The 15,810-nt window shown below is 68.7% G+C and carries 13 protein-coding genes; 11 read left to right on the top strand and 2 right to left on the bottom strand.

Annotated elements, in window-relative coordinates; all coding sequences use genetic code 11:
- Window positions 1-29: 29 nt before the first annotated feature.
- The gene (locus tag QPR87_RS00065) at window positions 30-1,805 is read right to left on the bottom strand and encodes an ABC transporter permease subunit (protein WP_285047537.1); all 1,776 of its coding nucleotides are present in this window, start codon (window positions 1,803-1,805) and stop codon (window positions 30-32) included.
- Window positions 1,802-2,950: an ABC transporter ATP-binding protein gene (locus QPR87_RS00060; protein WP_285047536.1), complete on the bottom strand. Its 1,149-nt coding sequence runs from the start codon at window positions 2,948-2,950 to the stop codon at window positions 1,802-1,804. Before QPR87_RS00060 ends, QPR87_RS00065 begins: the two co-directional genes overlap by 4 nt.
- A 206-nt stretch (window positions 2,951-3,156) precedes the next feature.
- Here QPR87_RS00060 and QPR87_RS00055 point away from each other — a divergent pair, with 206 nt between their 5' ends.
- The 11 genes from QPR87_RS00055 to QPR87_RS00005 are packed head-to-tail and all read left to right on the top strand — an operon-like array spanning window position 3,157 to window position 15,679.
- A complete protein-coding gene (locus QPR87_RS00055) occupies window positions 3,157-3,966 on the top strand; it encodes a CoA transferase subunit A (RefSeq protein ID WP_285047535.1) in 810 nt (269 codons plus the stop codon).
- Window positions 3,963-4,730: a CoA-transferase gene (locus QPR87_RS00050; protein ID WP_285047533.1), complete on the top strand. Its 768-nt coding sequence runs from the start codon at window positions 3,963-3,965 to the stop codon at window positions 4,728-4,730. Before QPR87_RS00055 ends, QPR87_RS00050 begins: the two co-directional genes overlap by 4 nt.
- Window positions 4,727-5,926 carry a CaiB/BaiF CoA transferase family protein gene (locus QPR87_RS00045; protein WP_285047532.1) on the top strand — a complete coding sequence of 400 codons (1,200 nt, stop codon included), beginning with the start codon at window positions 4,727-4,729 and terminating at the stop codon, window positions 5,924-5,926. Before QPR87_RS00050 ends, QPR87_RS00045 begins: the two co-directional genes overlap by 4 nt.
- Window positions 5,923-6,969 (top strand): 2-hydroxyacid dehydrogenase, encoded by a 1,047-nt coding sequence (locus QPR87_RS00040; RefSeq protein WP_285047531.1) that lies wholly within the window; start codon window positions 5,923-5,925, stop codon window positions 6,967-6,969. The genes QPR87_RS00045 and QPR87_RS00040 overlap by 4 nt, the downstream gene beginning before the upstream one ends.
- A gap of 8 nt (window positions 6,970-6,977) precedes the next feature.
- Window positions 6,978-7,655 (top strand): L-fuculose-phosphate aldolase, encoded by a 678-nt coding sequence (locus QPR87_RS00035; protein WP_104493952.1) that lies wholly within the window; start codon window positions 6,978-6,980, stop codon window positions 7,653-7,655.
- Entirely contained in the window at window positions 7,655-9,145 is a 1,491-nt protein-coding gene (locus tag QPR87_RS00030) for an FGGY family carbohydrate kinase (RefSeq protein WP_285047528.1), read from the top strand. Before QPR87_RS00035 ends, QPR87_RS00030 begins: the two co-directional genes overlap by 1 nt.
- The gene (locus QPR87_RS00025) at window positions 9,142-10,686 is read left to right on the top strand and encodes an acetolactate synthase large subunit (RefSeq protein WP_011750816.1); all 1,545 of its coding nucleotides are present in this window, start codon (window positions 9,142-9,144) and stop codon (window positions 10,684-10,686) included. Before QPR87_RS00030 ends, QPR87_RS00025 begins: the two co-directional genes overlap by 4 nt.
- Before the next feature lie 12 nt (window positions 10,687-10,698).
- On the top strand, window positions 10,699-13,014 hold the full coding sequence (locus QPR87_RS00020) for a molybdopterin-dependent oxidoreductase (protein WP_285047523.1): 2,316 nt from the start codon (window positions 10,699-10,701) through the stop codon (window positions 13,012-13,014).
- Window positions 13,011-13,589: a peroxidase-related enzyme gene (locus tag QPR87_RS00015; protein ID WP_285047521.1), complete on the top strand. Its 579-nt coding sequence runs from the start codon at window positions 13,011-13,013 to the stop codon at window positions 13,587-13,589. The genes QPR87_RS00020 and QPR87_RS00015 overlap by 4 nt, the downstream gene beginning before the upstream one ends.
- A 2-nt stretch (window positions 13,590-13,591) precedes the next feature.
- A complete protein-coding gene (locus QPR87_RS00010) occupies window positions 13,592-13,984 on the top strand; it encodes a rhodanese-like domain-containing protein (protein ID WP_285047519.1) in 393 nt (130 codons plus the stop codon).
- Window positions 13,985-14,023: 39 nt separating this feature from the next.
- Window positions 14,024-15,679, top strand: coding sequence for an acyl-CoA synthetase (locus QPR87_RS00005; protein ID WP_285047518.1), 1,656 nt, complete (start codon window positions 14,024-14,026; stop codon window positions 15,677-15,679).
- The last annotated feature ends 131 nt before the right edge of the window (window positions 15,680-15,810 follow it).

Genomic DNA, 15,810 nt, shown 5'->3' with positions numbered 1-15,810 from the left:
CATCCTCCTCCATTGGAACGTTCTTGTGGTTACGCGGGCTTGCCGCGTGTCAGGACCGGCCGGGCCAGGATGATCCCGCCCACGACCAGCAGCACCTCCAGCGTCGAGACGACGGCCAGAACCGGGTTCAGCTGATAGTTGATGTCCGCCCACAGCATCAGCGGCAGGGTCTTCATCCGCGGACTGGACAGGAACAGCGACAGCACCAGTTCGTCGAACGAATGCAGGAAGGCAAAGAACACCGCCGCCGCCAGGCCCGGCGCGATGGCGGGCAGCGTCACCGTGCGGAACACCGTCAGCGGCGACGCGCCATGCACCGCGGCCCCCTGCTCCAGCCGCTGGTCCACCGCCTGCAGCGACGCCGCCACGATCACCACCACGATCGGGATGCCGCCGATGGCATGGGCGGCGGCCAGGCCGAGATAGGTGCCGACCAGCCCCAGCTTCAGGAACAGCGCGTAAAGCGACAGGCCCAGCACCACCGGCGGCACGATCATCGGGCTGACCAGCAAGAGCATCAGCGCGGATTTGTAGCGGATATTGCTGCGCACGATGCCCATGGCCGCCGTCGCGCCCAGGCTGACCGAGATCGTCGCCGAAAGCAGGGCGATCAGCAGCGAGTTGCGGAAAGCGTTCATCCAGTTGCTGTCGCTGAAGAATTTCTCGTACCAGCGCAGCGACCAGGCCGGCGGCGGAAAGGTCAGGTAGCTGGCCTTGCTGAAGGAAATCACCATGACGACGATGATCGGCACGACCAGCGCGACGATCACCGCCCCGCCCATGATCCGCACCGTCCAGCGTCCCCAGCCGGCGGGCAGCAGCCCCATCAGCCGCAACAGCGGCCAGCCCAGCAGATCGGCCAGCACCATGCCGAACCCCCGGCGCGGCGCCTGCACGCGGGCTGCCGTGGCGACGGGCCTGGGCGTGCCATCGCCCAGCTTGCCGCCGCCCCAGATGAACTCGAACCCCATGATCCGGCCGGCGACGCCGACCACGACCAGGGTGATGACCAGCAGCACCACGGCAAGGGCCTGCAGGAAACCCTCGCCGGTAATGGAATCGGCCTGCTGGGTGATGTGCATGGCGAACATCTGGTCCGCCGGACCGCCCAGCAGCGTCGGCGTGATGAAAAACCCCAGCCCGGCCACGAAGACCAGCAGGAAACCCGCGCCGATCCCCGGCAGCGTCAGCGGCAGCAGCACGCGCCAGAACACCGCCAGCGGCCCCGCGCCCGAGGCCAGCGCCGCGCGCGTCAGGCTGGTGTCCAGCCGCGCCACCGAGGCATAGATGCTGAGCACCATCAGCGGCAACAGCACCGCCGTCATGCCCAAGAGCACCGAGCCCCGGTTGAACAGCAGCGCCAGCGGCGTGTCGATCAGCCCCAGCGTTTGCAGCAGCTTGTTGATCGGGCCGTTGCGCCCCAGCAGCACCATCCAGGCATAGGTGCGGATCAGGATGGCAATGAAATAGGGCAGGATCACCGCCGTCGCGATCAGGATCTGGGCGATGCCGCGCGTGCGATGGATCAGCAGCGCCGTGGGATAGCCCAGCAGCGCGCAGAGGCAGGCCACCGTAAAGGCAATCTGCATGGTGCGGATCAGCGATTCCCAGTAAAGTGGAACCGAGAACACCCGCTCGAAATGCGTGGACCAGGTCGGGCCGGACATGCTGACCCGGAACAGGTCGATCAGCGGCAGCAGGTAGATCACCGCCAGGAACAGCACCGCCGGCACCAGCAGCAGCACCGGGCTTTTCAGCCGCTGCGCCAGGGACGTGCGGGGGGCGGCAAGGGTCGCGTCGCTCATGACAGCACCCAGCTGTCGGCGGCGCCCCAGCCGACATGCACCTGCGTGCCGACCTCGGGCAAGTCGCGCCCGGCAATGTCGGGGCAGCGGATCAGCAGGCGCTGGCCATCGTCCAGCACCACCTCGATGCGCAGCACCTCGCCCAGGAACAGCGCCGAGGTCACAGTCGCAGGCAGGGTAGCGGGCGCCGGGGCGGTATGGATCGCGATGCGCTCGGGGCGGATCAGCACCGTGGCGCTGTCCGCTGACACGCCATGGCGCGATTCCGCCTCGAAGACATGGCCGCCGGGGGTGCGCAGCGTCAGAACGCGGCCGTTTCGGCCCAGCACCTGCGCGTCGATCAGGTTGCTTTCGCCCACGAAACCCGCAACGAACCGGCTTTGCGGACGGCGATAGATCTCGGCCGGGCGGGCCACCTGCACGATATGGCCCGCGTCCATCACCGCGATGCGGTCGGACATGGTCAGCGCCTCGGACTGGTCATGGGTCACGAACAGGATGGTCGAGCCGATGGCCTGATGCAGCTCGCGCAGCTCGATCTGGATCGATTCGCGCAACCGGCGGTCCAGCGCGCTCAGCGGTTCGTCCATCAGCACCACGCGCGGGCGCATGACGATGGCGCGGGCGATGGCCACGCGCTGCTGCTGGCCGCCCGACATCTGCGCCGGCAGCTTGCCGGCATGATCGGACAGCCGCATCATCTCCAGCGTCTCGGCCACGCGGCGGTCGGTGGTCTCGCGGTCGATCCTGGCCATGCGCATGGGAAAGCCCACGTTCTGCGCCACGGTCATGTTCGGAAACAGCGCATAGCTTTGAAACACCATGCCGAAGCCGCGCCGATGCACCGGCACGTTCTGGATCGGCCTGCCATCGACCAGGATTTGGCCGCCATCGAGGCTCTGGAACCCGGCGAGCAGGTTCAGCAGCGTGGTCTTGCCGCTGCCCGAGGGGCCGAGCAGCGTAATGAACTCGCCCGGCTCGATGTCCAGGCTGATGCGATCGGCCGCGACGAAGGCGCCGTATCTCTTGACCACCTCGCGGATCGAGATGCCGGCGCCGATCGCCCCTTGCGTCCGCACGGCGGCAGTGGTCGTGGTGCGGGGTGCTTCAAGGCTCATCTCGCGCCGTGCCAATGTCTGCACCATCATCTCCCCTTTTGTTCTGTATTGTAGAACGGTATTCTGTATTTTATTGTCAGCGCTCTGCTTCGCTTGTCAAGAATTTCCGACCGACTGAAGAAATTTCCGCAAAATGCCGCGATGGGAATGGATTGACTTGCCGGTTTGGCTCTGCCTATCATAATTTTCAGAACTATGTTCCGTATTTTGGAACAATAAGAGAGGGGAGCGACATGGCACAGGATCTGCGCGACATGGCCCGTCGCGTCACGCCGGGCATGTCGCTGGCGCTGCCGGTGGATTATGCCGGGGTCTCGATGGCGATGACCCGGCCGCTGATCGAGCATGGCGCGGGCGGGTTGCACCTGGTCTGCGTGCCGACCGGCGGCCTGCAGGTGGACATGCTGATCGGTGCCGGGCTGGTCGCCACGGTCGAGACCAGCGCCGTGTCGCTGGGCGAGGCCGGGGGCGCGCCGCGGTTCAACGATGCCGTGCGACAGGGCGGCATCCGCATCCTCGACGCCACCTGCCCCGCGATCCATGCCGGGCTGATGGCGGCGCAGAAGGGCGTGCCCTTCCTGCCGATACGCGGGCTGATCGGCTCGGACGTGCTGGCGAACCGCCCCGACTGGCGGGTGATCGACAATCCCTTTGCAGCGAGCGATCCCGTCGCGCTGATCCCGGCGATCCGGCCCGACGTGGCGATCTTTCATGCGCCGATGGCCGACCGAGAAGGCAATGTCTGGATCGGCCGCCGGCGCGAGTTGGCCGCCATGGCCTATGCCGCGAGCGAAACGCTGGTCACGGTGGAACGCATCGTGGACCGCAGCCTGCTGGCCGACGAGATGACCGCCGCCGGCACCCTGCCCGCGCTTTACGTCAGCGCCGTGGCGCAGGCGCCGCGCGGCGCCTGGCCCTATGGCCTCTGGGGCGAATATGCCTCCGACACGGATGAGCTGATGCGCTATGCCGCCGCCGCCGGCACGGCCAAGGGCTTTGCCGAATACATGGCGGGCTTCGTGGGGCAGGAGATGCCGGCATGAGCGCCGCCCTGCCCCGCGAGATCCTGATCTGCACCATCGCCCGGCTGCTCGACGGCGTGCGCCATGTCGCGGTCGGCGCCTCCTCCCCCATGCCTGCCGCCGGTGCGATGCTGCGCCGGGCGCTCGACGAAGGACAGCGTCCGGTGCGGCTGTCGATCCTTGGCTCGGTCGAGCACAATTTCTTCACCAACGGCTCGGCAGAACTGTTCGACAGCGCGGGCCAGGGCCGGCTGGATGCCTTTTTCCTGGGCGGCGGCCAGATCGACGGCCAGGCCAACGTGAACCTGGTCGGCGTCGGCGACTATCCGCAGGTCAAGGTGCGCTGGCCCGGCTCGTTCGGCTCGGCCTATCTGTATTTCACCGTGCCGCGCGTGATCCTGTTCCGCGAAGAGCATTCGCCGCGCGTGTTGGTGGACAAGGTCGATTTCATCAGCGCCCCCGGCGCCAGCGCCCCCGGCGTCTATCGCACCGGCGGGCCGGTCGCGCTGCTGACCGGCAAGGCGCTGTTCCGCTTCGACAAGGCGCGGCCGGGCTTCACGCTGGAGAGCGTCCATCCCGGCCATGACCTGGACGAGATCCGCGCGGCGACCGGCTTTGCCTTCGACCATGCGGAAACGCCCGCCGCCACCCCTGCCCCCGACACCGCCACCCTGTCGCTGCTGCGCGGCCGGGTGCTGGATGAGCTTGCCGAAACCTACCCCGCCTTCGCCGCCGAATGGCGCAGCGACCTGGCGGCCCTGACCCGCGAAGGAAGCCCCGCATGATCAATCCCGGATCGCTCGCCAATCTTCGGGTCATCGACGCCAGCCGCGTGCTGGGCGGTCCCTATGCCGGCCAGATACTGGCCGATCACGGCGCCGATGTCGTCAAGCTGGAACCCCCTGCAGGCGACGAAACGCGCGGCTGGGGCCCGCCCTTCCTGGGCGATGCGGCCAGCTATTTCCTGGGCCTGAACCGCAACAAGCGCGGCATCGCCGTGGACCTGTCGCAAGAGATGGGGCGCGAGTTGCTGCTGGCGCTGCTGGAAGACGCCGATGTGCTGATCGAGAATTTCAAGACCGGCACGATGGAACGCTGGGGCCTGGGCCAGGACGAACTCGCGCGGCGCTTCCCGCGGCTGGTGCATTGCCGCGTCTCGGGCTTCGGTGCGGACGGGCCGATGGGCGGGCTGCCGGGCTACGACGCCGCGATCCAGGCGCTTTGCGGCATCATGAGCGTGAATGGCGAGGCGGGTGGCCAGCCGCTGCGCGTGGGCCTGCCGGTGGTGGACATGGTGACGGGTCTCAACGCGACGATCGGCATCCTCATGGCGCTGAACGAGCGCGCGACCAGCGGCAAGGGCCAGTTCGTCGAGACCAGCCTTTACGATTGCGGCGTCTCGCTGCTGCATCCGCATTTGCCCAACTACTACCTTTCGGGCAGGGTGGCGGGGCCCTCGGGCAATGCGCATCCCAACATCTGCCCCTATGACACATTCGCCACCGGGACCGAGCCGATCTTTCTCGCCGTCGGCAACAATCGGCAATTCGCCACGCTCTGCGCCATGATCGGCCGGCCCGACCTGCCGCAGGACGCGCGCTTTGCCAGCAACAGCCAGCGCAACATCCACCGAGACGCGCTGAAGGCGGCGCTGGAAGCGGCGCTTTCCGCCTTCGATTGCGCCGGGCTTTCCGACCGGCTGATCAAGGCCGGCGTGCCCTGCGGTGCGGTGCGCAGCATCGACCAGGTAATCGCCGACCCGCATACGATCCACCGCGAGATGGTGGTGGATATCGGCGAGTATCGCGGCACCGGCAGCCCGATCAAGCTGTCGCGCACGCCCGCCAGCTATCGCCGCGCGCCGCCCGGCTTTGCCCAGCACACGGGCGAAGTCATGGCGGAACGCGCGCTGGACCCCGACAGCTATCGCGAGGTGCTGCCGGGTCTGGACCCCGAACAGAACGCCGCGAGGAAAGCATGACGGACAGCCTGACCATCGGCATCATCGGCGACGGCTTCATGCAGCCGGGCTTCTTTGAAACCGCACTGCGCGAGAAACTGCCCGGCCGCGAGCTGACCATCCGCAGCATGGAGATCGACTGGCCGCTGCGGCTGAAATCCACCAAATACGACCCCACCCTGCCGGTGGGCGAGTTCGTCGGCCGGCCCGAGGACTATTTCGACTTCCTCGCCGATCTCGACATCCTCATCACTCACCTGGCGCCGATCACCGCAGCAAGCCTCGACCACGCCCCGCGGCTCAAGGCCATCGCCGTATCGCGCGGCGGGCCGGTGAATATCGAAATGGCGGCGGCCCGCGCGCGCGGCATCCCGGTGGTGAACACGCCCGGCCGCAATGCCTCGGCGGTGGCGGAATTCACCGTCGGCTCGCTGCTGGCGGAAACCCGCAACCTGATCCGCGGCCACATGGCCGTCGCCAGCGGCCGGTTCGGGCGCGAATTCTATCACTACGCCAATACCGGCCCCGAACTGTGCGAGCTGACCGTCGGCATCGTCGGCTATGGCGACATCGGCACACGGGTCGCGCGGCTGCTGCAACCCTTTGGCTGCGGCATCCTGATCTACGACCCGTTCAAGGAGCTGACGCCCGACGAAACGGCCGCCGGCTTCGAAAAGGCCGAGTTGGACGACCTGATGGCCCGCGCCGACGTGGTGACGCTGCACCCCCGCGTCACGCCCCAGACCAGGGGCATGATCTCTCGCGCACGGATCGCGATGATGAAGCCCGGCGGCTATATCGTGAACACCACGCGCGGGCAGGTGCTGGACTATGACGCGCTGTACGACGCGCTGGTTTCGGGACAGTTGCGCGGCGCCGCGCTGGATACGTTCGAGCCCGAGCCGCCGCCCGCCGACTGGCCGCTGCTGAGGCTGCCCAACGTCACGCTTTCGCCGCATATCGCCGGCGCCTCGCGCTATTCCGCGATCAAGGCCGCGACCATGATCGCCGGCGACATCGCGCTGATCCTTGACGGCAAGCCGCCGCTCTATCCCTGCAAGTGAGGCATCCCATGACCGACGAAGAACGCGCCCTGCGTCTTGAGCTGATCGAATCCTGCCGCGCCATGAACCGGCTGGGCATCAACAAGGGCACCTCGGGCAATATCAGCGTCCGTTACGGCGACGGCTTCCTGATCTCGCCCACCGGCATCCCCTATGACAAGCTGCAACCGGAACATGTCGTGGCGATGAACTGGGACGCGACCTATGAAGGCGAGGTCCAGCCCTCGTCCGAATGGCGCTTTCATCGCGACATCCTGCAGGCGCGGCCCGACCTGAACGCGGTGGTGCATACCCATTCGACCCATGCCACGGCGCTGTCGATCCTGGGGCGCGAGATCCCGGCGATCCATTACGTCATCGCCGCCGCCGGCGGCAGCAGCATCCGCTGCGCACCCTATGAACTGTTCGGCACGCAGGAACTGGCCGACCGCGTGGTCGCCGCGCTGGAGGGGCGCCGCGCCTGCCTAATGGCGCATCACGGCGTCATCGCCGCCCATGCCACTATCGCCCGTGCACTGGCGCTGGCCGTCACGGTCGAGGAACTGGCCAGGCAATACCTGCTGTGCCTGCCCCTGGGCGAGCCGCCGGTGCTGTCGGACGAGCAGATCGCCGAAGTCCTGGTCAAGTTCAAGACCTATGGCCAGCAAAGCAGCGCCGCGCTGGAAGGGCTGCGCCAGGCGTCCTGATGGCTGTTCTGCTTTGCCTCGATTCCGGCACGACCTCGGTCAAGGCGGCGGCCTTCGACGGCGGCGGGCGCCTCCTGGCCCAGGCCGAGCGCCCGAACGGCGCGCTGCAACGCGAGGGCGCGCGGGTCGAACAGGACATGCACCGGACCCGCGCCGAGGCGCTGTCCGTACTGCACGATTGCGCGGCGCAGGTGACGGAGCCCTTCGCGGGGCTGATCGTCACCGGGCAGGGCGACGGGCTCTGGCCGGTGGATGCGGGTGGCCAGCCGGTCGGACGGGCGCTGACCTGGCTCGACGGACGGGCGCGCGGGTTGGTGGCCGCGATGGCGCCGGCGCTGGACGCGGTGCAGGCGGCGACCGGGACGCGGCCGACCGCCGCCTCGGCCAGCCTGCAGCTTCTGTGGCTTCAGCAAAACGACCCCACCCGCCATGCCCGCATCGCCCATGCCCTGCGGGCGAAGGAATGGCTGTTCCTGGCGCTGACCGGGCGGCTGATGGCCGAGCCGACGGCGCTGCTGCCGGTCTGGGGCGACTGGCGCAGCGGCGCGCTGACGCCGGTGGTGGTAGAAAGCCTTGGCCTGTCGCGCGGAGCCGATTTGCTGCCCGACCTGACCCCCGTCGGCGCGGCACGGGCCGAGCTGTCCCAAGCCGCTGCCGAAGCGACCGGCCTGCCGCCGGGCCTGCCGGTGCTGCTGGGTCCGGGCGATGTGCAGGCGACACTGATCGGGCTGGGGCTGGGCAGCCGGGCCGGCGTCGGCCGCGCCTCGATCTTCGGCACCAGCGCGATCCATGCCTGCCTGCTGGACGACCCGACCGCCATGCCGCAGGCTCCCGCCGGCGCGATGATCCAGCAATTCGCTCTGGGGTCGGGCTATCTGTGCTTTCATCCTTGCTTCAATGGCGCCACGCTGCTGCATCACCTGTCGCGCCGCTTTGCCGACCTGCCCGCCGCACCCGCGCCGGATTATTCCGCCCTGATCCTGCACCCCTTCCTTGAACCGGGCGGAGAGCGCGCACCCTGGACCGACCCCCATGCCTCGGGCGCGATCATCGGCCTGACCGCAGCCGCCACGCCCGCGCAAATTGCCTGGGCGGGGCGCGAGGCGCTGGCCTTCGTCACCCGCGCCAGCCACGCGGTAATGGGCGCGCCCGGTGGTGCCTTGTCGCTGGGCGGCGGGTTGGCGGGCGACGAACATTTCGCCCAGTTCCTTGCGACCGTCACCGGCTGCACGGTGCAGCGCAGTCCCGGCAGCCATGCCGGCCTGCGCGGCCTTGCCGCCATCGCCGCGCGCTTCCTGCTGGACGCCCGCGACCCCGCGCCATGGGTCGGTTTGACCGGGCACGGCCTTGCGCCCGACCCCGGCCCCGTCGCAGCCTATGCCGAAGACAAATACCGTCTGTTCGCCACCCTGCTGGAGGCCGTGTCCCCGTTCTGGGAACCGCTCTCCGACCTGCGCGAACAGGCCGAAAAACTGATGGAGACCCCATGAACGGCGCCGATCTTCTGTGCGAAACCCTGCTGGCGAACGGCATCGACACCTGCTTCGCCAATCCCGGCACCTCCGAGATGCATTTCGTCGCGGCGCTGGACCGCCAGCCGCGGATGCGCTGCGTGCTGGGCCTGTTCGAGGGCGTGGTGACCGGCGCCGCCGACGGTTATGCGCGCATGGCCGAGAAACCCGCAGCGACCCTCCTGCATCTCGGCCCCGGCCTGGCGAACGGGCTTGCCAACATGCACAACGCGCGGCGCGCGCGCTCGCCCATGGTCAACGTGGTGGGCGACCATGCGACCTGCCACCTGGCCCTCGACGCGCCGCTGACCAGCGACATCGACAGCCTCGCCCGGCCGATGTCGCATTGGATCGGCCGGGCCGAGACCGCCGAGGCCGTGGGCCAACGCACCGCCGAGGCCATCGCGGCGGCGCGGGCCGGCGCGGGCGGCATCGCCACGCTGATCCTGCATGCCGACGCCGCCTGGACCGAGACCTCGGCCCCGGTCCCGGCAGCGGTGGTTCCCGCCGCCCCCGCCGCGCCCGATCCCGCCCGCATCCGCGAGGCGGCCGAGGCACTGCGCAATGGCAAGCGCACCACCATCCTCGTCACCGGCCGCGCCCTGCGCGCGCCACAGACTGAGATGCTGGACCGTATCGCACAAAAGACCGATGCCCGCGTCATGGCGCAGCAGGCCAATGCCCGGATGCAGCGCGGCGCGGGCCGGGTGGCGCTGGACCGCGTTCCCTATGTCATCGACCAGGCGCTGGCGACCTTCGCCGAAACCGAGCAACTGGTGCTGATCGGCGCCAATGCCCCGGTCGGCTTCTTCGCCTATCCCGGCAAGCCCGGCTCGATGCTGCCCGAAGGTTGCCGGGTGATCGCCATGGCGGACGCAGACGATGACCTGCCCGCCGCCATCGCCGCGCTGGCCGGGGAAACCGGCCTGGCCCCTGCGCCGCGACTGGCGGAACACGGCGCGCCGGACATGCCCGGCGGCGCGCTGACCCCGGACGCCATCGCCATCGCGCTGGCGCATCTGATGCCGCAAGACGCCATCGTCTGCGACGAATCCATAACCTCGGGGCGGGACTTCTTCCGCTCGACCCATGGCGCCGCGCCGCATGATTTCCTGCAACTGACCGGCGGCTCCATCGGCGAGGGCATCCCCATGGCCACCGGCGCCGCCGTGGCTTGCCCCGACCGCAAGGTGATCGGGCTGCAAGCCGACGGCAGCGGCATGTATACGGTGCAGGGCCTGTGGACGCAGGCGCGAGAGCGGCTGGACGTGGTGACCATCGTCTTTGCCAACCGCCTCTACAAGATCCTGCATGGAGAGTTGCAGAACGTCGGCGCGGGTGCCCCCGGCGAAAATGCCCGGCGGATGCTGGACCTGGACGATCCAGCGCTGGACTGGGTGCGCATCGCGAACGGCATGGGGGTCGAGGCGGCCCGGGCCGATACCGCCGAAGCCTTCTTCGACCTGCTGCGTTCCGCCATGTCGCGCAAGGGACCGTTCCTGATCGAAGCCGTGGTCTGAAGGGGGCCAGCCATGATCCGCCGCATCCCGCATTGCAGCCATTGGGGCGCCTATACGATCCTGGTCGAGGACGGGCGGATCGCAGGCGTCGAACCGCTGGCCCTGGACCCCGCGCCCTCGGCCATCATCCATTCCGTCGCCGAATGGGCGAAACCCGACCGCCGCGTGCTGCGCCCCATGGTGCGCGAAGGCTGGCTGGCCAAACGCGAGGGCAGCGACCGCCATCGCCGGGGCAGCGAGCGTTTCCTGGCCGTTCCCTGGGACGAGGCGCTGGATCTGGTCGCCGGCGAGATCGCGCGCGTCGCAGGCAGCTTCGGCAATGCCGCGATCTTTGCCGGCAGCTACGGCTGGACCTCTTGCGGGCGGTTCCATCATGCCTCTTCGCTGCTGAAACGGATGCTGAACCTGGCAGGCGGCTATACCGGCCATGTCGATACCTATTCCATCGCCGCCGGGCCGGTGATCCTGCGCCATGTGCTGGGCGACGACCGCGCCTGCGGCGGGCAGGCCAATACGCTGGACGACATCGCCGAGAATACGGAAACGCTGGTGGTCTTCGGCGCCATGTCGCCCCGCACCGCGCAAAGCGAGGCCGGCGGCATCGGCGCACATTACCTGGAAGGCTATCTGCGCCGGATCGCGGAACGCGGGGTGCGGGTGATCCATGTCTCGCCGCTGCGCGACGACCTGCCGGATTGGGTGGGCGCCGAATGGTGGCCGATCCGGCCCAATACAGACGCGGCGCTGATGCTGGGCCTGGCAGGCGAAATCGTGATGGCCGGGCGGCACGATGCCGATTTCCTTGCCCGCTGCACCAGCGGCTCGGACGAGTTCCTGGCCTATCTGCGCGGCAAGCCGGACGGACAGCGCAAGGACGCCGCCTGGGCCGCGGCCATCACCGGCCTGCCCGCCAATGCGATCCGGGCCTTGGCGCTGCGGCTGGTGGACAGCCGCAGCATGCTGACCGTCAGCTGGGCCCTGCAACGCGCCCATCATGGCGAGCAGCCCTTCTGGGCGGCGCTTGGGCTGGCAGCCGTGGCGGGCCAGATCGGCCTGCCGGGCGGCGGGGTCGGCTACGGCTACGGCTCGCTCGGCGGCGTGGGTGCGCCCTTTTCCGTCGGCAAGTCGCCGGGCATGTCGCAGGGGGTCAAGCCCATCGACAGCTTCATCCCGGTGGCACGGATCAGCGACATGCTGCTGAACCCCGGCGCGCCCTTCACCTATCAGGGCGAGACGCGGCACTATCCCGACACCCGGCTGGTCTATTGGGCGGGCGGCAATCCCTTCCACCACCATCAGGACCTGAACCGGCTGTCCGAGGCATGGACCCGGCCAGAGACGATCGTCGTCCAGGATCCGATGTGGACCGCGACCGCGCGCCGGGCGGATATCGTGCTGCCGGCCTCGACCTCGATCGAGCGCAACGACCTGGCCGGCAACAAGCGCTGCGACCTGATCCTGGCCATGCGGCAGGCCATCGCGCCGCTGGGCCAGTCGCGCTCGGATTTCGACATCTTCGACGCATTGGCCCAGCGGCTGGGCGTCGGCCCCGAGTTCAACGAGGGCCGGGACGAGATGGGCTGGATCCGGCATCTCTACGATGAAAGCCGCACCCATGCCCTGCATGCGCATGGCTTCCTGATGCCGGATTTCGAGACCTTCTGGGAACGCGGCCATGCCCCGGTTCCGGTGCAGCGCAACCATGTCTATCTGGCCGGCTTTCGCCATGACCCGGCGGGCAATGCGCTGGACACGGAAAGCGGGCGGATCGTGCTGGGCAGCAAGACGCTGGCGCGGCTGGACCATGACGACTGCCCGGCGCATCCGGCCTGGCTGCCGCCCGCCGAATGGCTGGGCGAGGCAAGGGGGGACGAGTTGCACCTGATCTCGCACCAGCCGGCCGGGCGGCTGCACAGCCAACTGGAGACCGGCGCCGCCAGCATGGCCGGCAAGCGCCACGGGCGCGAGCAATTGCGGCTGAACCCCGCCGATGCGCAGGCGCGCGGCATCGTGGATGGCGCCACGGTGCGACTGTGGAACGCGCGCGGCGCCTGCCTTGCCACGGCCTGCATCAGCAGCGACACCGCGCCGGGCGTTGCGGTGCTGCCGACCGGGGCCTGGTTCACGCCCGTCGGGGACGGCCCGGAAATCTCGGGCAACCCCAATGTGCTGACGCTCGACATCGGCACCTCGGCCTTTGGGCAGGGCTGCTCCGCCCATACCTGCCTGATCCGCGTCGCCCCCCATGCCGGCGACAACCGCGACCCGATGCGGACCTATCAATCGCAACTGGCAGACATCCTGCCCGACCTGGAGGAGACCCCATGACCGAAACCGCCGACACCCCCGTCAGCCGCTTTGCCGTGCCCCGCCTTGCCGACATGCCCGAGGATATCCGCACCCGCATCGAGGCGGTGCAGGAGAAATCCGGCTTCATCCCCAATGTGTTCCTGACGCTGGCGCATCGGCCGGACGAATTCCGTGCCTTCTTCGCCTATCACGACGCGCTGATGGACCGCCCCGGCAACCTGACCAAGGCCGAGCGCGAGATGATCGTGGTGGCCACCTCGACCGTGAACCAGTGCCAGTATTGCGTCATCGCCCACGGCGCGATCCTGCGCATCCGCGCCAAGAACCCGCTGGTCGCCGACCAGGTAGCGATCAACTATCGCAAGGCCGACATCACGCCCCGGCAAAAGGCGATGCTGGATTTCGCCATGAAGGTCTCGGCCCGCGCGCAAGAGGTCGAGGACGACGACTTCGCCACCCTGCGCGGCCACGGCTTCGACGAGGACGACATCTGGGACATCGCCGCCATCGCCGCCTTCTTCGGCATGTCGAACCGGCTGGCCAACGTGTCCAGCATGCGGCCCAACGACGAATTCTACACGATGGGCCGCTGAGCATGGCTGTCGGCTACAAGCAGCTGCTGGCCGAGGCCGAGGCCGTAGTGCAATCGGTCACGGTCGATGAGGCGGCCCGGATGCGGGACGATCCGCAGGTGGTCCTGGTCGATATCCGCGACCCGCGCGAGCTTGAGCGCGAAGGGCTGATCCCCGGCGCCTTTCACGCGCCGCGGGGGATGCTGGAGTTCTGGATCGACCCCGACAGCCCCTATCACAAGCCTGGCTTTGCCGAGGGCGGGACCTATGTGTTCTACTGCGCCTCGGGCTGGCGCTCGCTGCTGGCGGCGAGGGTGGCGCAGGAGATGGGGCTGGACGCGCGGTCCCTGCGCGGCGGCTTCGGGGAATGGCGCAGGGCCGGCCAGCCGGTGGCCGAACGCCCGGCAAGGGGATAGGCATCGTCCGACGCATCCGGGCGGATCAGGGGGAAAAGCATGACCGAATACGACGAGGGGCTGGAACGAACGGCGGCCAACCACCAGCCGATGACGCCCATATCCTATCTGCGGCGGACGGCGCGGATCCATCCCGACCACCCGGCGGTGATCCATGGCCGCCAGCGCCACGGCTATGCCCGGCTCTGGGCCGATTGCTGCCGGCTGGCCTCGGCGCTGCGGGGCCGGGGGATCGGCCGGGGGGATACCGTCTCGGTCCTGCTGTCGAACACGCCGCCGATGATCCACGCCCATTTCGGCGTGCCGATGGCCGGGGGCGCGGTGCTGCATTCGATCAACACCCGCTCCGATCCCGCCACCGTGGCGTTCCAGCTGGACCACGCGGAAAGCCGCGTCCTGATCGTGGATCGCGAGTTCTCGGCAATGGCCGCCGAGGCGCTGGCCCTGGCCGGGGTGCGGCCGCTGGTCGTCGACTTCGACGATGCCGAATATCCCGACGATGCCCCCCATCCCAAGGGCGAACCCATCGGCAGCCTGGACTATGAGCAGCTGCTGGCCGAGGGCGACCCGGATTTCGCCGCCACCCCGCCCGGCGACGAATGGGACGCGATCTCGCTGAACTATACCTCGGGGACCACCGGCAATCCCAAGGGCGTCGTCTATCACCATCGCGGTGCGGCGCTGATGGCGTTGAACAACGTCATCCATGCCGGGATGGGCCGGCATCCGGTCTATCTGTGGACCCTGCCGATGTTTCACTGCAACGGCTGGTGCTTTCCCTGGACGGTGCCGGTGCAGGCGGGCACGCAGGTCTGCCTGCGCTGGGTCCGGGCGGGGGCGATCTTCGACGCCATCGCGGATCACGGCGTCACGCATCTGTGCGGGGCGCCCATCGTCATGTCCACGCTGCTGAACGCTGCGGCCGACCGGAAACGCGGCTTTCCGCAGCAGGTGACGTTCAACACCGCCGCCGCGCCGCCGCCCGAGACGGTGCTGCAGGCCATGGCGAAGGCCGGATTCGGGGTCACCCATCTTTACGGCCTGACCGAAACCTACGGCCCGGCCGTGGTGAACGAATGGAATCCCGGTTGGGACGGCTTGCCGCCTTCCGGGCAGGCGGCGCGCAAGGCCCGGCAGGGCGTGCGCTACCTGTCGCTGGACGAACTGGCGGTGATGGACCCCGAAACCCTGCAGCCCGTGCCCGCCGACGGCCGGACGCTGGGCGAGGTGATGTTTCGCGGCAATGTGGTGATGAAGGGCTATCTGAAGAACCCCGAGGCCACGGCGGCGGCCTTTGCCGGCGGCTGGTTCCATTCCGGCGACCTGGCGGTGATGCATCCCGACGGCTATGTCCAGCTCAAGGACCGCTCCAAGGACATCATCATCTCGGGCGGCGAGAACATCTCCTCGATCGAGGTCGAGGAACAGCTCTACCGCCATCCCGCCGTCGCGCTTTGCGCCGTGGTCGCCATGCCCAGCGAGAAATGGGGCGAGACCCCCTGCGCCTTCGTGGAGCTGCGCGAGGGCGGCGAGGAGACCGAGCCCGGCCTGATCGCGCATTGCCGCGCCGGGCTTGCGGGCTACAAATGCCCGTCGCGGGTGGTGTTCGGGCCGCTGCCCAAGACCTCGACCGGCAAGATCCAGAAGTTCGCCCTGCGTGCGCGGGCGGCGGAACTGGCGCGGGCAATGACCTGAAGGGCAATGACCTGAAGGGCGGGGACCTGAAGGGCGGGGGACCTGAAGGGCGGGGGACCTGAAGGGCGGGGCGCCTCGGCCTGACTTTACAGGGCATCGCGCTGTTTCCTTCACAAGCCCTGCCGGTCCAG

Source organism: Paracoccus sp. SSJ (assembly GCF_030234105.1).
Classification (GTDB): Bacteria; Pseudomonadota; Alphaproteobacteria; order Rhodobacterales; family Rhodobacteraceae; genus Paracoccus; species Paracoccus denitrificans.
The sequence above is the reverse complement of the archived record's forward strand: the minus strand, read 5'-3'. Positions and strand labels throughout refer to the sequence as shown.